The sequence below is a fragment of the Limosilactobacillus balticus genome, assembly GCF_014145615.1.
GTDB lineage: Bacteria > Bacillota > Bacilli > Lactobacillales > Lactobacillaceae > Limosilactobacillus > Limosilactobacillus balticus.
In genome coordinates this window covers 21,557-40,560 of sequence record NZ_JACIVH010000066.1, presented here as the reverse complement: position 1 = coordinate 40,560, position 19,004 = coordinate 21,557, and the positions used below count along the sequence as shown (strand labels likewise).

Annotated in this window: 22 protein-coding genes, 1 tRNA gene and 1 other annotated feature; of the genes, 10 read left to right on the top strand and 13 right to left on the bottom strand. The window is 38.5% G+C overall.

The window, feature by feature from the left end; translation table 11 throughout:
• Positions 1-112: 112 nt before the first annotated feature.
• The 3 genes from H5S10_RS06325 to H5S10_RS06315 all read right to left on the bottom strand — a co-directional run bounded on the left by H5S10_RS06325 (position 113) and on the right by H5S10_RS06315 (position 3,022).
• Positions 113-186 (bottom strand) — tRNA-Thr (locus H5S10_RS06325).
• A 39-nt stretch (positions 187-225) separates the two neighbouring features.
• Positions 226-1,587 (bottom strand): aspartate aminotransferase family protein, encoded by a 1,362-nt coding sequence (locus H5S10_RS06320; RefSeq protein ID WP_182589087.1) that lies wholly within the window; start codon positions 1,585-1,587, stop codon positions 226-228.
• A complete protein-coding gene (locus tag H5S10_RS06315) occupies positions 1,550-3,022 on the bottom strand; it encodes an APC family permease (RefSeq protein ID WP_182589086.1) in 1,473 nt (490 codons plus the stop codon). The genes H5S10_RS06320 and H5S10_RS06315 overlap by 38 nt, the downstream gene beginning before the upstream one ends.
• A 297-nt stretch (positions 3,023-3,319) precedes the next feature.
• On the opposite strand from H5S10_RS06315, the gene nth reads away from it, so the two are divergent.
• Positions 3,320-3,961 (top strand): endonuclease III, encoded by a 642-nt coding sequence (nth, locus tag H5S10_RS06310; protein WP_182589085.1) that lies wholly within the window; start codon positions 3,320-3,322, stop codon positions 3,959-3,961.
• Between the two features lie 11 nt (positions 3,962-3,972).
• Positions 3,973-4,263: an FMN-binding protein gene (locus H5S10_RS06305; RefSeq protein WP_182589084.1), complete on the top strand. Its 291-nt coding sequence runs from the start codon at positions 3,973-3,975 to the stop codon at positions 4,261-4,263.
• Positions 4,264-4,360: 97 nt separating this feature from the next.
• Here H5S10_RS06305 and H5S10_RS06300 read toward each other — a convergent pair whose 3' ends face one another.
• The 5 genes from H5S10_RS06300 to H5S10_RS06280 form a co-directional block, all read right to left on the bottom strand.
• Positions 4,361-5,557: an MFS transporter gene (locus tag H5S10_RS06300; protein ID WP_072575169.1), complete on the bottom strand. Its 1,197-nt coding sequence runs from the start codon at positions 5,555-5,557 to the stop codon at positions 4,361-4,363.
• 146 nt (positions 5,558-5,703) lie between these two features.
• Positions 5,704-6,636 (bottom strand): L-lactate dehydrogenase, encoded by a 933-nt coding sequence (locus H5S10_RS06295; protein WP_182586553.1) that lies wholly within the window; start codon positions 6,634-6,636, stop codon positions 5,704-5,706.
• A gap of 135 nt (positions 6,637-6,771) precedes the next feature.
• Complete coding sequence (locus H5S10_RS06290; protein WP_182589083.1) at positions 6,772-7,038, bottom strand: hypothetical protein; 267 nt, start codon at positions 7,036-7,038, stop codon at positions 6,772-6,774.
• A 23-nt stretch (positions 7,039-7,061) separates the two neighbouring features.
• The gene (scrK, locus tag H5S10_RS06285; protein WP_182589082.1) at positions 7,062-7,937 is read right to left on the bottom strand and encodes a fructokinase ScrK; all 876 of its coding nucleotides are present in this window, start codon (positions 7,935-7,937) and stop codon (positions 7,062-7,064) included.
• A gap of 120 nt (positions 7,938-8,057) precedes the next feature.
• Positions 8,058-9,041 (bottom strand): LacI family DNA-binding transcriptional regulator, encoded by a 984-nt coding sequence (locus tag H5S10_RS06280; protein ID WP_182589081.1) that lies wholly within the window; start codon positions 9,039-9,041, stop codon positions 8,058-8,060.
• Between the two features lie 151 nt (positions 9,042-9,192).
• Positions 9,193-9,435 (top strand) — a binding site (T-box leader).
• 92 nt (positions 9,436-9,527) lie between these two features.
• Between H5S10_RS06280 and H5S10_RS06275 the strand changes: the two genes are divergently transcribed.
• The 5 genes from H5S10_RS06275 to H5S10_RS10305 all read left to right on the top strand — a co-directional run bounded on the left by H5S10_RS06275 (position 9,528) and on the right by H5S10_RS10305 (position 13,747).
• Positions 9,528-10,379, top strand: coding sequence for a MetQ/NlpA family ABC transporter substrate-binding protein (locus H5S10_RS06275; RefSeq protein WP_182589080.1), 852 nt, complete (start codon positions 9,528-9,530; stop codon positions 10,377-10,379).
• A gap of 11 nt (positions 10,380-10,390) precedes the next feature.
• A complete protein-coding gene (locus H5S10_RS06270) occupies positions 10,391-11,455 on the top strand; it encodes a methionine ABC transporter ATP-binding protein (protein ID WP_182589079.1) in 1,065 nt (354 codons plus the stop codon).
• The gene (locus H5S10_RS06265) at positions 11,430-12,137 is read left to right on the top strand and encodes a methionine ABC transporter permease (RefSeq protein ID WP_019252293.1); all 708 of its coding nucleotides are present in this window, start codon (positions 11,430-11,432) and stop codon (positions 12,135-12,137) included. The genes H5S10_RS06270 and H5S10_RS06265 overlap by 26 nt, the downstream gene beginning before the upstream one ends.
• A gap of 18 nt (positions 12,138-12,155) precedes the next feature.
• Positions 12,156-13,301 carry an ArgE/DapE family deacylase gene (locus tag H5S10_RS06260; RefSeq protein WP_182589078.1) on the top strand — a complete coding sequence of 382 codons (1,146 nt, stop codon included), beginning with the start codon at positions 12,156-12,158 and terminating at the stop codon, positions 13,299-13,301.
• Positions 13,302-13,528: 227 nt separating this feature from the next.
• On the top strand, positions 13,529-13,747 hold the full coding sequence (locus H5S10_RS10305) for a chloride channel protein (RefSeq protein WP_325064752.1): 219 nt from the start codon (positions 13,529-13,531) through the stop codon (positions 13,745-13,747).
• Positions 13,748-13,855: 108 nt separating this feature from the next.
• On the opposite strand, the gene msrB is transcribed toward H5S10_RS10305, so the two are convergent.
• The 5 genes from msrB to H5S10_RS06230 all read right to left on the bottom strand — a co-directional run bounded on the left by msrB (position 13,856) and on the right by H5S10_RS06230 (position 17,361).
• Complete coding sequence (gene msrB / locus H5S10_RS06250; protein WP_182589077.1) at positions 13,856-14,284, bottom strand: peptide-methionine (R)-S-oxide reductase MsrB; 429 nt, start codon at positions 14,282-14,284, stop codon at positions 13,856-13,858.
• Between the two features lie 71 nt (positions 14,285-14,355).
• A complete protein-coding gene (locus H5S10_RS06245; RefSeq protein WP_182589076.1) occupies positions 14,356-14,994 on the bottom strand; it encodes an ABC transporter permease in 639 nt (212 codons plus the stop codon).
• The gene (locus H5S10_RS06240) at positions 14,987-15,757 is read right to left on the bottom strand and encodes an ABC transporter ATP-binding protein (RefSeq protein ID WP_182586559.1); all 771 of its coding nucleotides are present in this window, start codon (positions 15,755-15,757) and stop codon (positions 14,987-14,989) included. The genes H5S10_RS06245 and H5S10_RS06240 overlap by 8 nt, the downstream gene beginning before the upstream one ends.
• Positions 15,732-16,397, bottom strand: a complete 666-nt coding sequence (locus H5S10_RS06235; protein ID WP_182586574.1) for an ABC transporter permease — start codon at positions 16,395-16,397, stop codon at positions 15,732-15,734. The genes H5S10_RS06240 and H5S10_RS06235 overlap by 26 nt, the downstream gene beginning before the upstream one ends.
• A 64-nt stretch (positions 16,398-16,461) precedes the next feature.
• Entirely contained in the window at positions 16,462-17,361 is a 900-nt protein-coding gene (locus H5S10_RS06230) for a glycine betaine ABC transporter substrate-binding protein (protein WP_003665486.1), read from the bottom strand.
• Positions 17,362-17,509: 148 nt separating this feature from the next.
• Here H5S10_RS06230 and H5S10_RS06225 point away from each other — a divergent pair, with 148 nt between their 5' ends.
• From H5S10_RS06225 to H5S10_RS10430, 3 genes are read left to right on the top strand one after another with little or no spacing between them, the layout of a single operon-like run.
• Positions 17,510-17,965, top strand: coding sequence for an Rrf2 family transcriptional regulator (locus tag H5S10_RS06225; RefSeq protein WP_182589075.1), 456 nt, complete (start codon positions 17,510-17,512; stop codon positions 17,963-17,965).
• 2 nt (positions 17,966-17,967) lie between these two features.
• Positions 17,968-18,822, top strand: a complete 855-nt coding sequence (locus H5S10_RS06220; RefSeq protein WP_182586561.1) for an NmrA family NAD(P)-binding protein — start codon at positions 17,968-17,970, stop codon at positions 18,820-18,822.
• A gap of 34 nt (positions 18,823-18,856) precedes the next feature.
• Positions 18,857-18,988, top strand: a complete 132-nt coding sequence (locus tag H5S10_RS10430; protein ID WP_003667147.1) for a hypothetical protein — start codon at positions 18,857-18,859, stop codon at positions 18,986-18,988.
• Positions 18,989-19,004: the final 16 nt, after the last annotated feature.

Sequence of the window (19,004 nt, the reverse complement as noted above, 5' to 3'; positions counted from 1 at the left end):
GCAAACAACATGCTTGATAGGGCGATTACTAAGCTTGAACGAGATTAGCATAATAAAAGGAGGCTAAGAGAAAAATTTTTGTTTTCTCTTAACCTCCTTTTAGCTACTCTAAAGCCATCTAGCGGGTTCGAACCGCCGACCTCATCCTTACCATGGATGTGCTCTACCTAGCTGAGCTAAGATGGCGCTTAAAGTATACCCGAAGATGGTCTTAAATTGCAAGAGTTACCAACCTAACTCTTCTGCATTTGCGGGAGCCGCTAATTTGCCAGCAGCTAATTCCGCAAATGCTTGATCAATCATCGCAAAAGCTTGATCTAATTCATTTTCTGTAATAACCAATGGTGGCTGGAAACGAAGAATGCTTCCCCGTAAGCTAATGATAATCGCCCCTAATTCAAAGATGCGATACATTAACTTGGTTGTTGCTTCTGTATCACCTTTTCCTGTCGTTGGATCGATGATATCAATACCACCATCAAGCCCATACATTCGAACATCACCCACGAAGGGATATTTTTGCTGTTCAAGCTTAAAAAATTGAGTTGCTTTTTTACCAAGTCGTTGTGAACGCTCTAAAAGGTGCTCATTCTGAATAACATCTAAGGTCGCATTCGCTGCCGCAGTCGTAATCGGATTGCCGGCTGTAGTATAAACATTAGCTGGCGCACCTAGTGATTCCAGAATCTCTTTACGACCAATCATTGCACTAAGCGGCATTCCGGATGCTAAGGACTTCCCAACAGACATTAAATCCGGCTCAATCCCAAAATGTTGAATAGACCACCACTTACCAGTACGGCCCATGCCCTGATTAACTTCATCAACGGCAAAGAGAATTCCATTAGCTTTAGCAAACTCATATACCTTTTGCATATAAGCAGGCGGAGTTTTTACAATTCCCCCATCACCCTGAATTGGTTCAATAAGAATTGCCGCTACTTCATCCACCGGTAAATAAGTTTCAAAAGGTAACATAAATTGATGAAACATCCGCTCAACAAACGCTTCGTCACTTTCATTAGTCAATCGTTCCCATGGACTAGGGAATGGCACCTTTACTACGCCTGGTAGCATTGGACCCATTTTTCTTGTCATATTTAATGAAACACCTGATAAGCTCATTGAACCGTAAGTTGATCCATGATAGGCCCCTGTAAAGGAAATAATATATTGACGACCAGTATATGCTCGGGCAAATTTAATAATTGCATCGTTAGCATCCGAACCAGAATTACCCCATACCATTTCAACTGGTCCACTTATCGGCGCCAATTCTGCTAATCGAGGTGCTAACCGCGCTGCTTGCGAATTAGCAAAGTACGCTGGAGTATACTGAATCATTTTAGCTGCTTGGTCTTGAATAGCCTGGACTACTCGCGGATGTGCATGGCCAGTATTAGTTGAACTAGCACTGGCAAGCAAATCGATATAATTATTACCTTCAATATCAGTAACTGTTGCGCCCTGTCCATGATCTAATACAATATCATAGTACTTAATCCGGGCAGCAGTCGCAAATGCATTTTCTTCTTCTAATAAAACATCTCTATTCGTCTTCTCCTGCTTCAGTTTCGTTTTTAACATTTTGTCCATCTTCTTTCTTTGCCAGTGACGAGTGACGCATTCCATAAGCAAAGTAAATAATTAAGCCAAAGACAAACCAGATACCAGCATAAAGTTTTGCCTGGTAATCTAACCCCATAAACACAAGTAATGAAGCAAGAAAACCAAGAGCTGGTAATACTGGATAGAATGGCATCTTAAACGAAGGGTCTGGAATATCTTTTCCTTCACGACGACGTAATGCATAAATACCAAGTGAAACAAACATAAAGGCAATCAATGTACCGGCTGAGATCAACTGAGAAAGAAATGCGAATGGAAAGAAAGCACCGATTAAAACCGCACCAATTGTAAGTGTCCAAAGTGCACGGTTTGGTCGATTATCTTCATCAAGTTTTCCAAGCCATTTTGGTAGCATTCCATCACGACCAAATGAGTAAATCAACCGCGAACCAGCCATACTCATCCCAATTAAGGCGGTAAACATTCCTAGAACCGCAATTGTTTGAACAACAGTTGCTACACCACTATGATAAGCTGCACGTAATGCAAGTCCAACCGGTTCAGCACTGTTAGCATATTGTTGATATGGTAATACCCCAATCAATACAAGACTAACTGCGATAAAAAGCACAACCGCGATTACTAAGGAACCAAGGATTCCACGTGGCATCGTTTTCTGTGGATTGATTGCCTCCGCTGAATTAGCAGCAATTGAGTCAAATCCGATATAAGAAAGGAAAATCATCGATACCCCGGCATAAATACCTTGCCAACCACCAAATGCACCATTAGCTGTTTCGTGATATTTTGGGATAAACGGCATAAAATTGCTTGCTTTTATAGCTGTTAAGCCAACAACAATAAAAAGTAAAATTGCAAAAACTTTGAGGATAACAAGGAGGTTTTCAACACGAGCAGCTTGGGATACCCCACGTGAAATTAAGAGGGCTACTAAAATAATTACAACAACTGAAACAATATCAACAACTCCGCCTTCTGTACCAAAAGCATTTGATAATGAAGCTGGCAGTTTCCAGCCAAGCGGAACAAACAATGCCCGGAAGTTAGCAGAGAGACCAGACCCAACAAAGGCCAAAGCAATAAAGTATTCAGCTAATAGTGCCCAACCAGCGATCCAACCAAAAAACTCTCCAAACACGACGTTAATCCATGAATATGCTGAACCGGCAAACGGCATTGCAGCAGCCATTTCTGCATAGGCGAAGGCAACTAGTCCCGCCACGATCGCAGCAATTAAAAAAGAGATAACTACTGAAGGGCCGGTATGCATTGCGGCCACTTCACCAGGAAGAGTGAAAATGGAAGTGGACACAATCGTTCCAACACCTAAAGCTAAAAAATCCCGCACCTTCAAAGATCGAACCAAATGACCGTCTTTATTATCGTAAACACGCGGGTCTTCTTTACGTGTAATTGTTTTCCAAAAACTCATAATCATCCTCCTTTTTTGAATAATTAAATTTCGATTAGAATTATAAGAAAATCTTTAATACATTTTACCAAGGCGCCTTCCCTAGGTCAATCGTTTATTTAAATTAATCAAAGAAAGCGTTTTCTACAATTACATCATTATTAAACATTTTTTTCTTAACCTAAATTGGTGTCATATTGTTAAACTCAAATTTTACAAATAAGAATTTAATGAGTATAAAATGTAGTTATTCTTCTTCGCTATTTTAATCATTCGGGTTAAAATGGTTATAATCATATTCGGAAAGAGTGATTTTATATGTTATCACCAGATGAAATTCGTTACTCAATTAAAGTCATGCGGCAAACATTTCCTGAGGCAGGAACAACCTTGACTGCTGACACAAACTTTCACTTTCTCTTAGCTACAATCCTAAGTGCACAATCAACAGATCGATCTGTCAATGAGGTAACGCCAGCGTTATTCGCTCGCTTTCCTCTGCCAGCAGATTTAGCAGGCGCTGAACCCGAGGAAGTTGAATCTTATATAAAAAGATTAGGGCTTTATCGAAATAAAGCTAAATTTTTAGTCAAAACGTCACGGCAAATTGTCACTGACTTTAATGGTGAGGTTCCTCACACTCTCAAGGAGCTAATGACCTTATCTGGGGTCGGTAGGAAAGTTGCTGACGTTGTCCTCGCAGAATGCTTTAATATTCCTGCTTTCCCAGTTGATACCCACGTTAGTCGTGTTGCCCGTCGCCTAAGAATGGTAGATCCCCAAGCATCCATTCTTGCAATTGAAAAGAAATTAATGAAAACTATTCCTCCTGAACGCTGGTTAGATGCTCATCATAGTATGATTTTTTGGGGTAGGTATGTCTGCACGGCAAGAAATCCTAAGTGTCAGACTTGCCCACTACTATCACTCTGCGTAACAGGCCAAAATAATGTAATTTAACTCAAATAATTATGGATATTAAAATGAGAGAAATAGAAGAAAATCAATATATTGGAAATGGCTTTAGTGCCTATGGTGGTGAATTAGAAGTTTTATTAACCTACCAAGACGATAAAATTCAAAATTTACAAATAATCAAACATCATGAATCTGAAATGGGTCAATGGGCTTTGGATGAACTTCCCGGCAAAATTATTGCAGCTAATAGTGCAGACGTGGATGGCATCACTGGGGCCAGCGCAACAAGTCGTGCGATTAAAGAAGCAACCAAGGATACACTGCAACAGGCACAACAAAATTAAGCATAAATACAACAATAGCGAGAAATTAGAAAAATTTTATTTTTCCTAATTCCTCGCTATTTCATTTTCTTAATTTAAGAATAAAAACATTAAACGTTTAGTCGTTAGTAGCTGCTTTTCTTTCCCGTCCTAAAACAAGTGTTATTACCCAGGAAATAATTAGGAATATCGATACAAACCAATATGGATATTGATAATTTACATCTAATAAATAACCACTAATAAGGGGACCAATAATATTTCCCACACTTGTTAATGACATATTTACTCCGTTCAATAATCCTTGATTTGTCTTGCTCATCTTAGTTAATAATGTAGTAATTGTTGGGCGTAACATATCGAATGCTTCAAAAACAAACAAGGTTGCAATAATAATATGCCAATGATTATGATCATAAATCACCATGATCGTTCCAACTAAACTAAGGAAAAAACTGTATCGCATTAGTCGAACTTCTCCCAGCCAGCGAACTAGCCGATCAAAGAAAAATACTTGCAGGATAAGTGAAATAATCCCATTGAGCGTTAAAACAAGCGCAATTGCGTTTAAGTCAAAATTATGAACTTCATTGACATATAAACTATAGATACTTTCAAAGCCCGCTAACCCAAATGAAGCTACAAAGATCATTCCAAAGAGCGTAATTAGTATTGGGGTCATAATTTGTTTCAATTGACTCCAACCACCAGTCAATAATTCATTTTCAGGATTTTTAGTTTCACTCTTGAATAGTTCATCCTCATCGTGAGGTAAAAAGCGCCAAGCAACAACCGTACTAATCAAGCCTAGAATACCAGCAACCCAAAATGGAAATTTATAATTTACATGCGCTAACATTCCACCAAGCCCCGGTCCTAAAATCAATCCTCCACTAAAAGCCGCTGATAACCAACCAATAACTTTGGCGCGGTCTTTTTCACTAGTAATGTCCGCCGCTAATGCCATTGACGTTGGTACAAACATAGCTGCCGATAATCCATCCACAGCCCGCGATAGGTCAAATAACCATAAATGCTGTGCTAAGGCAAAAACGAATTCAGCAATCGCAAATATCAGCAATCCCCATACTAACATTGGCTTTCGTCCAACCTTGTCTGAAATCCGACCAACAATGGGAGAAGCAATAAATTGTACAAACGCAAATAGGGAAGACATCACTCCCATGTCAAAGGCAGTAAAGTGATATTCATTTTTAATGAACGGTTCAACTGGGAAGATAAGACTCATTCCAAGACAAATCAAAAACTCACAAAAAAGAACTACAAAGATTATACGCTTTACTTCTTTTGTCATGATATATTTCCTTTCTATATTTTTACAGAATAAAAGTGGTGCCACCAAATTTATTTGATGACGCCACTTTTATTTGTTAAGTATAGAAGCAACTCTACCATGCATAAATTTTTTATGCTAGTCTATTTTCTTTATTTAAATTTTCCTTAATCTTTTGCTTGCAAACTTTCTTGATATTTCTCCTTAATGAAATCCGCTGATGTTTGCAGCTTTTGTAGCTCTTCATCTGTCAAATCAAGTTGAGCTTGTTCTACAACTCCATCACGCCCAACCACTGCTGGGTAAGATAAGTAGACTCCATATTCTTCACGGAAATTTGATACCGGTAATTCAGTTAATGAATCGGATAAAATTGCATTGACAAGCTTAACAGCTGCCGTTGCAACCCCATAATTAGTATACTTCTTTCCTTGGAAGACGGTCCAGCCGCCCATCTTAGCTTCCTTATCAAGCTCTTCTAAGTCTAGTCCACGCTTATCTGCTAATTCAGTTAAAGGACGACCAAGAACGCGAACGGTAGACCATGCTGTGAATTGAGAATTACCGTGCTCACCAAGATTATAGCCATCCACAGAACGCGGATCCAAATTAAGTCGTTCAGCCACTGCCCGCTTCATTCGTGCAGAATCAAGCAGCGTTCCTGTTCCTAATACATGGTTCTTCGGAAGACCAGTTATTTTTTGATAAAGCGAAGTAATAACATCAACCGGGTTAGTAATAGCCACAATCTTGCCCTTAAAGCCGCTTTCCTTAATCTTTTGCGCAACCTCTTTTACCGCTTGCCGGGTAAATGGAAGTTCCGCAAAACGATCAGCATTAGGGTTATCTTGGAGTTTGATATTTCCTAATGCAGATACAATTACATCTGCATCCTTCAATGCACTGTAGTTATTAACAGTAATATTGGTATGGAAAGGCAAATTAGCCATCGCGTCTTCAAAATCAAGTGCATCTGCCTTAACCTTTGCATCGTTTTTGTCAATCAGAACTAGGTCATCTGCAAATCCCATCGCCACAATATAGTGCGCAACGGTTGAACCCACATTACCCATTCCGATAACTCCAACTTTTCGTGTCATTACTAAGACCCCTTTCAATTATAGGTTAATGTTTTAATTGTTTTCTAATATTAACATAATCTTTTTTTAATTACCAGAAGTGCTAAAAATAAAAAAAGCAGGTGAGAACACCCACTTAATGATATTTTTACTCTCTTACCAGGGAAAACAAGTTAAGAATGTTGCAAAACTAAAGAAAATTCCAGGAAAGCTCACCCAAAACACTGGCCAATCACGATTCGTCTTGAAGTAAGCATAGATACTCCACAAAGTACAGTTTATTCCAGCGACAAAAGGTTGGAGAGGTGCCGCATAGTGCCCATGCAAATTATTATAAATCTGAGCAATATATGAAATATACATTAAGACAGCAATTACACTGGCAATTCTTCCTAGCCAAACGATAAATTTTTTCTCATCCATTTGTCTCATTCTCGCTAAATATATTATTCAGTTGCAGCTTTCAATGCTAAGGCAAAATCACCGATTGTTGCTGAACCATTATTCTGAGCTAATGGCATCGTAATGTATTCGTCAACATTACCAACATTAACGTAATCATTAAGTAACTTCTTAAATTCACGGCGTACTTTCTTTAAGAATTCCTCACTAACTACTCCTCCCCCAAAAACGATCTGTCCGGGACGGAACATTAAAGTAGCATCAAGGGCCGCTTGCGCAACATAGTAAGCCATAATATCCCAAACATGGTCAGTTAATGGAACATCGCGCCCACTCTTACCTAATCGTGCTTCAAATGTCGGTCCACTTACAAGACCTTCAAGACAGTCCCCGTGATATGGACAAATTCCTTTAAAATCAAGATCATCAGGATGCCGCTTTAACCGAATATGCCCCATTTCTGGGTGACCTAATTCGCCAACAAATTTACCATCAATTACACAGCCAGCCCCAACACCTGTACCTATTGTGTAGTAAACCAAGGAATGGATCCGTTTGTTAAATAAGGTTGATAAAACATATTCTCCGTATGCTGATCCGTTTACATCAGTAGTCCAAGCAATTGGAACATCAAACGCCTTCTTTAGGGTGCCAACAAAATCAACATCTTGCCATCCTTTTTTCGGGGTATTAGTGATAAAACCATATTTTGGTGAACTGCGACGAATTTCAATCGGACCAAATGAGGCCACCCCAATTGCACTCAGATCATCAAACTGCTTAAAGAAATCAATGCAGTTTTGCAACGTCTCTTCAGGGGTAGTGGTTGGAATATGAATCGCCTTCTTAATTTGGTAATTGATATTTCCAACCGCGCATACAAATTTAGTTCCACCCGCTTCAATGCTTCCTAACAGCATATAAGTCACCTCATTTTTACTAACCATTTACATCACTATGATATTTTTAACGCCTTTATGGTATCGCTTTCATTTATTTATGTCAACCGGTTGACATAAATAAATGAAAAAAGAGTAACATTAAGCTGTTACCCCTGTAATTAGCTTCACTGGTAATTGAACAGAATCTTCAATTACCTCTCCCTTAATCTGCTGTTCAAGTAGTTCAACTGCTACCTTAGCCATTAAATTGATTGGTTGCTGAATTGTTGTTAATCCCGGAAAAAGAACTTTAGTGATATCGGCACCATCAAAGCCAATTATCTTTAAATCTTCTGGAATCTTACGCCCATACTTTTGGGCTACCTGCATAATTAATGCCGCATTGGTATCATTATCAGCAAAAATTCCATCAACTTCTGGATGTTCACTAAATATCTGTTCAAATACTTTCTTTTTCTCTTCAACTGGCCAATCAAAATCAACTGCATAGGTAATCGCTGGCAATCCCTTTTCCTTCATTACATCTTCATATCCCTGCCGTCTTTGACCATTTGTCGATTCTTCATGCGGAGGATAATTAGTATGGATAATATGGCGACAACCGATTTCTACTAAACGCTCCGTCGCTAACCGTCCTCCTTCATAATTATTTACACCTACCATTGGAATATGAGAACTCACTAACCGTTCAATTGATACAATGGGTAAATTCTTTTCCTTATATTGGACGTCTTGATCATTATGGGCCCCGATAATTAACCCATCAATCTGGTGGTTGAGCAAAAGTTGTATATATTCTTGTTCTTTTTGCGGGTTGTTTTGACTATTTCCCATCAGAACTTTATAGCCAGCCTGATATAGTTCTGTATCTAACGCTGCCTCCAATTGACCAAAAAATGGATTATTAACCGTTGGAAAAACTAACCCTACTAAATTAGTTTTTTGTTTAAAAAGCTGGCGGGCAATAACATTGGGACGGTATTCCAACTCTTTCATTGCGTTATGAACTTTCTTAATTGTTTCTTCACTTAAATAGCCTCGCTTATTTAACACCCGCGAGACAGTTGTTTTAGATACGCCGGCTTTTTTAGCAACATCCTCAAGTTTTACTGGTTTATTCATTAATTTTCGATCCTTACTATCTTTAATAAATACTATTATAATCTCATGTAAAACGATTGATGACTCAAATAGAGTAAAATTTAAATTAAAAAATGCGTTGACAAAAATGAGAGAACCATTATAATGAAACACATAATAATTAATTGAACGTTAAAACATATCGAAAAGCAGAGTAAGTAGCGAGGCTTACAAGAGAACTTCTGGGTGGTGTGAAGAAGCAAGCGTAACTACTGAAGATGGGCTTGGAATGGTATCGATGATTGTTAGTCGATAACGGGTTAGCACACGTTATTAGTGCTAGGTAATTCTAATTATTTTATTAGAGTAACCTACTGAGGCTGGGTCTGTGAAGATTCAGCAAATAAAGGTGGTAACGCGAGCACTCGTCCTTTGAATAAAGGGACGAGTGCTTTTTTATTTACTAGCAATCTAACGTTTCAATTAACCAACGAAAATATTTAATTGATTGAAAGGGAGCTTTTTACTATGAAGAGAAAGAAAAGAAGAAATATCATTATTTGGTCAGTAGTTGCACTTATTGTTGTCATTGCCGGATACTTTAGTTTTATTCGTCCGCAACAACAAGCAAAACGAACTGTTACTGTTGGGATTATGGCTGGTTCAAAACAAGACGATGAAATTTGGAATTCAGTAAGTAAAACCGCTAAAGATAAGTACAACGTTACTTTGAAGTTCAAGCGGTTTACTGATTATAACCAGCCAAATAAAGCCTTAGAAAATGGCGATGTCGATTTAAACTCATTCCAACACAAGCTATTCTTACAAACATGGAATAAAGCACATAAGACAGATCTTGTTTCTATCGGTGACACCTACATCACACCAATCCGTCTTTACTCTAAGCAATACAAGAGCGTTAAGGAAATTCCTAATGGGGGAACAATCGCAGTGCCAAACGATGCTTCAAACGAATCACGGGCATTATTCGCATTAAAGAATGCTGGTTTGATCGACCTAAAGAAAGGCACAAAGCTTGCAACTGTAAATTCAATTTCCAAGAACCCGCGCGATCTTAAAATTAAAGAATTAGCCGCTGATCAAACAGCTCGGTCATTAGATAACGTCGATGCCGCGGTAGTTAATACTAATTACGCTCAAGCAGCTGGTCTTAACTACAAGAGTGCAATTTTTGTTGAACCAATTAATAAAGATTCCAAACAATGGGTTAACGTAATTGCTGTTAAAGGTAGTGAAAAGAATAACAAGATTTACAAAGATGTTGTACGTGCTTACCAAACAGAAAAGACAAAGCAAGAAATCAAGAAGCTTTACGGTACTGCTGAAATTCCAGCATGGGATCTTAACTTCAATAAATAAGGAGGATTAATATGGCGAACCCAATTATTGACTTAGATAATATTAGCGTAACTTTCAAACAGCGAAAACAAACTGTTCATGCGGTAAAAGATGTTACCTTAAAAGTAGAGAAAGGCGATATTTATGGGATTGTTGGTTATTCTGGAGCTGGTAAATCAACATTAGTTCGAACAATCAATCTCCTACAACTCCCCTCTGCTGGGTCAGTAACAGTTAATGGAACCGTCTTTTTCAAAGACCATCAACAGCAAATTAGTAATAAAGAGTTACAAGAAAAGCGGCGAAAAATTGGAATGATTTTTCAACACTTCAATTTACTAAATGAAACTTCAGTAATTGAAAATGTCCTTTTTGCTCTTAAACATACTGACTTAGACGATGACGCAAAAGAGAAAAAGGCGCTTGAACTTTTAGATTTAGTTGGCTTAAAGGATAAAGCTGAATTCTATCCTGTTCAATTATCTGGCGGTGAACAGCAACGAGTTTCAATTGCCCGGGCATTAGCTAACGATCCTGAAATCCTAATTTCTGATGAAGCTACTTCTGCCCTTGATCCTCAAAACACTAATCAGATTCTAGATCTTCTTAAACGGCTCAATGACAAATTAGATTTGACAATTGTCCTCATTACCCATGAAATGGACGCTGTTAAACGAGTAGCTAATAAGATTGCTGTCATGGAATATGGACAAATTATTGAGCGTGGTACCTTACAAAAGGTGTTCCTCCAACCACAACAGGACCTAACCCGGCAATTCGTGGGAGGATCCTTAGCCGCAGTCGATACCCTTAAAGCATTCGATCTTGGTCACCTTGATGATGACGAAGAGTTACTGCAATTAGTCTACGATGCAAATAACGTGACTAAATCAATCATTATCGAGTTATATAAGAAACTCCAGGTTGAAGCAAGCATGCTTTATGGAAACATTGAAGTCTTAGCCGGCTCCCCAGTCGGTACCCTATTTGTAGTTATCAAGGGCGATGCTGATAAGCGTCAACAAGCTATTGACTTCTTAAAGCAAAATGATGTTACTGTAACAAAGATTGATGATCGGAGGATTTGGAATGAATAATCTTATACCAAATGTAATTCAACTTGGCTGGGGTGGTGACAATGGTTGGGGTACCTCAATCGTCCAAACCATCTACATGACTTTCTGGCCTGCTATCTTCGGTGGAATTTTAGGATTAATCTTCGGAGTAGCGCTTGTGGTTACTGAGCCGGGGGGAATTTTAGAAAATCGAATTGTTTTTAGTATTGTTGATAAGGTTGTATCTGTTTTCCGGGCAATTCCATTTATCATTTTGTTGGCCTTCATTGCCCCCTTCACCCAATTGATTGTTGGAACACAGATTGGAACGACCGCCGCATTAGTTCCCCTTTCATTAGGCGTATTTGCTTTCTATGCTCGTCAAGTTCAAGTTGCGCTTGAAAGCGTTGACCACGGTAAAATTGAAGCTGCCCAAGCTATCGGTGCTACTAACTGGGATATCATTATTGACGTTTACCTTCGTGAAGCACGTTCTGAACTTGTCCGTGTCTCCACCGTTACACTAATTAGTTTAGTTAGCCTTACCGCAATGGCTGGTGCAATTGGTGCCGGCGGTTTAGGTAATACCGCTATTTCATATGGTTACGACCGATTTAATAACGACGTAACCCTTGTCGCCACTATCCTCGTTCTTTTATTTGTTTTAATTATTCAAGTAATTGGTGATATTTTAGCTAAGAAACTTAACCACCAAGATCGTTAACATATAGGAGGGATCACTATGGAAGTCAGTGAAAAAGTCAAAGTACTGCAGGATTTAATAAAAATCCATTCTGTTAACGGAAATGAAGTTGAAGTGGCCCACTACTTACAAAAACTTTTAGCAAATCACGGAATCGATTCAAAAGTTGATGAATTCGGTGACCGTCGTGCAAACCTGATTGCGGAAATTGGGACTGGTGAAAGCAAAAAAATTCTTGGGCTCACTGGACACCAAGACACCGTGGCAGTACCTAATCCAGACCGCTGGCAACATGATCCCTTTGGTGGTGAAATTAATGGTGATTATGTCTTTGGTCGGGGAGCAGCTGACATGAAAAGCGGACTGGCTGCTCAAGCTATCGTATTAATCGAATTGAAAGAAGCTGGGCAACTGCCATCAGGAACGGTTAGATTTATCGCTACTGCTGGAGAAGAACTTGGTACTCCTGGAGCTTATCGTTTACAAAAGCAAGGGATTGCCGATGACCTTGATGCATTATTAGTCGGCGAGCCAACTGGCGGTAATGTGATTTTTGCTCACTCGGGGAGTATGAATTACCGCGTTACCAGTTATGGAAAATCTTGCCATAGTTCTCACCCGCAAAATGGTATTAATGCAATTGAAGGGCTGCTAAAGTTTATCGAAGAAGAAAAACATCTTTTTGATAACACCAAAGATGATCAATACCTCGGAAAAGTCCAACATAGCATTACCGTTATCGACGGTGGATCGCAAGTTAATACCATCCCCGACAGTGCTAGTTTGCAAGGAAATATCCGTCCTACGGCAGCATTTAATAATATTAAAGTCACAGATCGATTAAACGATGTGCTTGAATATATCAATCACACAACTCCCTTCCAATTAGAACTAAAAATTATTCAGGATTTCTATCCAATTGCCACAGAACCTAACAATGATTTTATCCAAATTGCCCTCAATGCCGCCCAGCGAAACTATCCAAATGATACCAAGCTTGATATTATCAATGGTGCAACTGATGCAAGTGTATTTACATTAAATCGTCCTGACCTTCCAGTTGTAATCTTAGGATGTGACGATTGGAACGTTGCTCATCAAACTGATGAATATACAACCATTTCTAGTTACGTTGCTACAATTAAGGCTTACAAGCAAATTATTCGCGACTTTTTCAAAGAATAAACAAGATGTTTAAATAAACACTTTAATTAGTAAAATAAGAGATGCTTTTTAATCAATTCTAGCTAACTAATGTTATAATGTAGTTGATGAAAGCGATGTCAATTTTATTAAGAAAGGGTGTTTACCATGATGTCATTATTGAGTAACGTAATCGCTGTTGTAAGTTTTTCCGTAATTTTATTAGCTTCAATTATAAGTTTATTTGTGGATGGTAAACACCAGCATAGATTTTATTAGTTTATTTCATCCTTCGTTTCGGTGGCACTGGTGCTACTGTCCCAGGTGGTATTTTCATGCCATTATTCGTTTTAGGAACAGTTATCGGGGCATTGACTGGAACCATCCTTATCCATATGGGAATAATCCCAGCCAGTTGTTATGTCAATGTCATTATAATTTCAATGGCTGCGTATGACATTAATTACTTTAGTCGCCTATTATGCTAATCGTTTATTAGGTGGTCACCCTGAACTTTATGATGCCATATTTAGAAGAAAAATAAACTTTAAAACGAAAAATGAGGATAGGAGAAATTTTCTTCCATCCTCATTTTTCTATTTATCAAACAAATTTAGATATTCTCCGTAGCCTTCTTTTTGCAATTTATCAACTGGAATAAACTGCAAAGCTGCTGAATTAATGCAGTAGCGCAATCCTCCGCGATCAGTTGGACCGTCATTAAAGACATGCCCGAGATGCGAATCAGCTTCCTTACTTCTTACCTCGGTCCGCTCTATTCCAAATGATTGATCGCGTTTTTCTGTAAGAACACGCTTCTTAATCGGTTTAGTAAATGCTGGCCAGCCGCACCCTGCATCGTATTTATCTAATGATGAAAATAATGGTTCACCACTAACAACATCAACATAAATGCCTGGTTCATCAAATCGATCATATTTACCACTATATGGTTTTTCAGTAACCCCCATTTGAGTCACGGCATATTGCATTGGCGTTAATTTCTTTAATTCATTTTTATCCATTTAGCACCCTCCTCGTTTTCGTTATCTATTTTGATTATACGAATTCTCAGTGAATACTACTAATTTCTTGCTCAGTTATTTAATACTCCTTTCCATCGATGCAACAATGTCCACGAAATCAATTGAACAATTCCTGCACACACTAACGTTAAAGCCATTGTCAAAACTGTTCCCCACAAAATTGGCACTACCTGTTGCCCCTGTAGTCCTTCAAACAATAATTGACCAAGCCCACCGGCATTGATCGTTGCCGCAATAGTTGCCATTGCCATTGTCGAAGCTAGTGCCACTTGGATTCCACTAAAAATTGCTGGTAATGCTAATGGCAATTGAATTTGGCAAAAAACCTGTCGAGATGTCATCCCCATCCCAACACCAACTTCGATTAATTGTGGATCAACACCACGAATTCCCGTAATGAAGGAACGCAATAAAACATATTCAGAGTAGATTGTTAAAACAATAATTGCCGTCTTCATCCCTAACCCAGAAATTGGTAAGAGTAAGGCAAAAAATGCAAAACTTGGAATCGAATATAAGAGCGAAAAGAAATAGATCAAACTGTTAAGCCACTTTTCACGGCGCAAAAACAATAAGATTATTATAACTGCAATCACTAAAGCAATTGTTAATGAAGAAAGAACCATCGTTGCATGTTGCCGCATATCATCAAGCATTATCGGCCAATTCTCAGTCCAATACTCAGTCATATTGTTGCCTCCACAAATCTTGGTTTTGGCGAATCGTTCCTAAAAGCTGCTTAACAAATTCAGTTGCTGGATGGTGAACAATTTCTTCCGGCGTAGCAAATTGAACGATGCGTCCTTCATGCATGATCATTACTCGTTGTCCCAAAAATAAGGCCTCGTTAATATCATGAGTTACAAACATAAAAGTCTTTTCTGCTAATGATTCATGAATCTTTTTTACTTCTCGTTGCAATTCCATTCTCGTTAAGGCATCCAGCGCGCCAAAGGGTTCATCAAACAACACATACGGCGGATTAGTCGCTAAGGCCCTTGCCACTCCCACTCGCTGTTGCTGACCACCAGATAATTGTTGGGGATACCGATTTATATATTCAGTGGGGTTTAGTTGAACAAGACTTAGTAATTCGGTAACACGGTTATTAATCTTTCTCTTATCCCAATGCAGCATTTTGGGCACAACTGCAATATTTTGACCAATCGTCATATGCGGAAATAATCCTATCTGTTGGACAACGTACCCCATGTGCCGCCGCAATTTTACAAGATCAAGGTCCCGAAGGTTTTGTCCATCAATTAATATCTCACCCGCACTTGGCGTTATTAGTCCATTGATCATTTTTAAGGTAGTAGTTTTTCCTGAACCAGATGAGCCAAGAATCGTTATAAATTCACCCTTGTTGACCGTAAAATTAAGATCAGAAATCACCGTTTGATCGTTAAAACGCTTCTCAACATGCTTAAATTGAATAATTGGTTCTGTCATGCTTTTGTACCTTTCTAATTAAAAAATCAAAGCTAATCATTGCTAGCAAAGATAAAATAGCAACACTTACTGCGCCAATCACCACATAACTCATATCGTATAAGCCTAAGCCAGTAAATATTAGAGTTCCCAATCCACCAGCACCAATATAAGTCGCTAAAGTTGCACTGGCAATGATTTCAACCAATGCTAGTTTTATTCCGTTTAAAATATAGGGCAATGCAAGGGGAATTTCTATTTGTCGGCGTAATTGACGCTGATCCATCCCTAGGGCTATCCCAACTTCCTTATACAGTGGGCTCACTTCATTAAAGCCAAGAATTGTATTGATTAGCAACGGCGGAAGCGCTAAAACAATTAAAGCAATTAACGCAGGGACAACCCCCGTTCCAATAAATGGAATTAATAAGAACAGTAATGCCAAACTAGGAATGATCCGTAACAGTTGCGCAAACATCACACAAAATTGAGCAACCGGTTTAATTTGCGAACCAATATATCCTAATGGCAGTGCAATGATCATTGAAATCACAAGCGTTACGACAGTCAGAACAATATGCTGACCAACATATTGCCAATATTGTCCGCTATTTGTTTGAAAATATTGAATTATTTGCCCTAGCAAGCTACCACTCCCTATTTATTGCCTATAACGAAGGAGCAAATACCTAGCAATAAAAACTAGTTATCTGCCCCTTTGGCACTTATTTTATATTTTGATTATACCAATTTTTAGCCACAGTCTTATAATTCTGCCCGTCGACATTAACTTTTTTATTTAAATCTGTTAATTGCTTAGTTGTTAACTTCGCATCAACCTTATTTAAGGCTTGCTCCATTTTGGGATGACTTTTGGCAGCTTTTTTATTTACGACTGGAACTAAATTATATGGTGGCCAAATATTCTTATTATCCTTTAGTAAAGTAAACTTACTAGTTGCTAATTGACCATCAGTTGTTGAAACCGGGGCTGCTTGAGCTTTTCCTTGTTCCATAATCTTATAGAGTAAATTTACGTCATAGTCCTTAATTGACTTAAAATCAAACTTACCATAAACTTTATTCATTTCTGGAAGGGCATCAGCACGTTTTTCGAACTCACCCTGTGAAGCAAAGTTAATCTTCTTTGCATTCTTTTGTAGTTCACTTAAATTAGTAATGTGGTACTTCTTCGCATCCTTAGTTGGCATTGCGACACCTTGACGATTATCACCTGGTGCGTATTTAAATGTCGTTAAGCCGTCTTTTTGAATACCATCGTGTGCTAGCTTAGCCATTTGACTAGCACTCTTGCCAGTCCCCTTCTTTTTGAGATATGCTTCCACGATTGTTCCCGTATAATCAGGATAAACGTCAACTTCGCCTTTTTGCGTTGCACTAAAAATTACATTATTTGAAATATTGGGTTTCCGAGTAACCTTATATCCTTCATGCTCAAGCGCAAGCGCGTAAATTTCACTGACAGTCTTACTTTCTGAGACGTTTTTTGACCCCACAATAATTGGTTTATTGCTAGCAGCACTTGCTACCGCCGGCATAATAGTCCCTGCTAGTAAACCAGCAATGCTTAATAATGAAAGAGCAACGATTTTCTTAAATCTCATTTATTTTCTCCTTACTTGTAACTCAAAAAGTTTCAATCAATAAGCTAATACTATATCCCAGAAAAACAATTGTCAAGGCAACATAAAATTTAATCTCTTGACATCATGTAACTACATAAATTACAATCACAATTAAAGGAATGATAATATGAAAATTTCAACTCGTTTTAGTGATAGCATCCATATCCTTGCTTTCATTAATATTTATCAAGGAATTATTCCGTTAACAAGTAGTAATATCGCTAGCAGCATTGAAACTTCACCAGTTGTCGTCCGACGTTTGATGAGTGCGCTCAATAAAGCGGGATTAATCAACACGGTCCACGGGGCAGCAGATCCAGTGCTTGCAAAATCACCCGAAAGCATCTCACTCTATGATGTTTTTCTTGCGATCGAAGGGGATGCTCATCTATTTACGATTGATGAACGAACAAATCCACAATGCATCGTTGGCGGAAATATTCAAGAGACACTTAACGGATTTTACCAGCAAGCAGAAATAGCGGCGAAAGCTAAACTTGCAAGAATCAGTTTACAAGATGTAATCGACACTATTCGTGTTAAACAGGCAATAAAAGATGCTGAAAAAGAAAGAAGGAACTAATAATGAAGTATATGGTTACTGGTGCAACCGGGCACCTTGGTCAACACGTTGTTAAGCAATTAAGCAAACTTACATCTCCAGATAACATCCGCGTCGGCGTTCACAATCCTGCCAAAGCTTCCCAATTCAAAGATGCCGGATATGAAATTGCCGCAATTGACTATCATGACGTCGCTAAGATGACGGCAGCTTTTAGCGGAATCGATGTTGTTATCTACATTCCAAGCATCACCTACTTAGTTAAGGATCGAATTGATGAATTTGAAAACTCATTAACCGCAATGTTTAAGGCCGATGTTCATAATTTGGTTGATGTTAGTTTTATTGCAGATCAATATAATAACCCATTCCAAATGGCTGGTTACTACGCATACTTACCTGCCCGGCTTGCCAGTTCCGGCCTTAAATATGCTGTTGTTAAAAATTCGCTATATGCTGACCCACTCGTTCCTTACCTTCCAGAATTAATCGAACGACACAACATCATTTACCCAGTCGGTGACCAGGCAATGAGTTTTATTTCCCGTCAAGATAGTGCTGAAGCTATCGCCAAGGTAGCAGTCAAACCATACTTGCGAGATAAGGGTCAAAATTATCTCCTTACCATGAGCAAGAATTATACAATGCCAGAACTTAGCTATATTATGACTAATGTTACGGGTGAAAGAATCGGCTATGACCCTGTTACTATAAAAAAATTTGCTGAAATTTACGCTGCTGAGGGTGACGGAAACGAACTTGCTTCTATGTACCAAGCAGCTGCAATGGGCTTGATGAACCGCGTTACTGACGATTTTGCGCATATCACTGGACATCAACCAACAGATATGAAAGAATTCCTTATAAAAAACTACTAAGCGCTTAAGTAAATTTTGAAAGGGTGTCTTTTCTATGTTTACTCTTCCCCTTGGTATTGGACAAATTCATGCAATGCACGAATTATTTAAAACAAACCCACGTCTTGCTGCCCTTGTCCTTCTTTTGATTATGGGAATTGCTATTTACTATAAATTTCATCGTTAAAATAGATAAAAGAGGA

Coding starts and splice junctions, on each gene's coding strand:
- H5S10_RS06290 (WP_182589083.1), bottom strand. CDS start 7,038: ATGGATGAGAAAAAATTTATCGTTTGGCTAGGAAGAATTGCCAGTGTA.
- scrK (WP_182589082.1), bottom strand. CDS start 7,937: ATGCTGTTAGGAAGCATTGAAGCGGGTGGAACTAAATTTGTATGCGCG.
- H5S10_RS06315 (WP_182589086.1), bottom strand. CDS start 3,022: ATGAGTTTTTGGAAAACAATTACACGTAAAGAAGACCCGCGTGTTTAC.
- H5S10_RS06270 (WP_182589079.1), top strand. CDS start 10,391: ATGGCGAACCCAATTATTGACTTAGATAATATTAGCGTAACTTTCAAA.
- H5S10_RS10430 (WP_003667147.1), top strand. CDS start 18,857: ATGTTTACTCTTCCCCTTGGTATTGGACAAATTCATGCAATGCACGAA.
- H5S10_RS06280 (WP_182589081.1), bottom strand. CDS start 9,041: ATGAATAAACCAGTAAAACTTGAGGATGTTGCTAAAAAAGCCGGCGTA.
- H5S10_RS06245 (WP_182589076.1), bottom strand. CDS start 14,994: ATGACTGAGTATTGGACTGAGAATTGGCCGATAATGCTTGATGATATG.
- nth (WP_182589085.1), top strand. CDS start 3,320: ATGTTATCACCAGATGAAATTCGTTACTCAATTAAAGTCATGCGGCAA.
- H5S10_RS06295 (WP_182586553.1), bottom strand. CDS start 6,636: ATGACACGAAAAGTTGGAGTTATCGGAATGGGTAATGTGGGTTCAACC.
- H5S10_RS06260 (WP_182589078.1), top strand. CDS start 12,156: ATGGAAGTCAGTGAAAAAGTCAAAGTACTGCAGGATTTAATAAAAATC.
- H5S10_RS06225 (WP_182589075.1), top strand. CDS start 17,510: ATGAAAATTTCAACTCGTTTTAGTGATAGCATCCATATCCTTGCTTTC.
- H5S10_RS06320 (WP_182589087.1), bottom strand. CDS start 1,587: ATGTTAAAAACGAAACTGAAGCAGGAGAAGACGAATAGAGATGTTTTA.
- H5S10_RS06275 (WP_182589080.1), top strand. CDS start 9,528: ATGAAGAGAAAGAAAAGAAGAAATATCATTATTTGGTCAGTAGTTGCA.
- H5S10_RS06300 (WP_072575169.1), bottom strand. CDS start 5,557: ATGACAAAAGAAGTAAAGCGTATAATCTTTGTAGTTCTTTTTTGTGAG.
- H5S10_RS06220 (WP_182586561.1), top strand. CDS start 17,968: ATGAAGTATATGGTTACTGGTGCAACCGGGCACCTTGGTCAACACGTT.
- msrB (WP_182589077.1), bottom strand. CDS start 14,284: ATGGATAAAAATGAATTAAAGAAATTAACGCCAATGCAATATGCCGTG.
- H5S10_RS06265 (WP_019252293.1), top strand. CDS start 11,430: ATGATCGGAGGATTTGGAATGAATAATCTTATACCAAATGTAATTCAA.
- H5S10_RS06230 (WP_003665486.1), bottom strand. CDS start 17,361: ATGAGATTTAAGAAAATCGTTGCTCTTTCATTATTAAGCATTGCTGGT.
- H5S10_RS06240 (WP_182586559.1), bottom strand. CDS start 15,757: ATGACAGAACCAATTATTCAATTTAAGCATGTTGAGAAGCGTTTTAAC.
- H5S10_RS06305 (WP_182589084.1), top strand. CDS start 3,973: ATGGATATTAAAATGAGAGAAATAGAAGAAAATCAATATATTGGAAAT.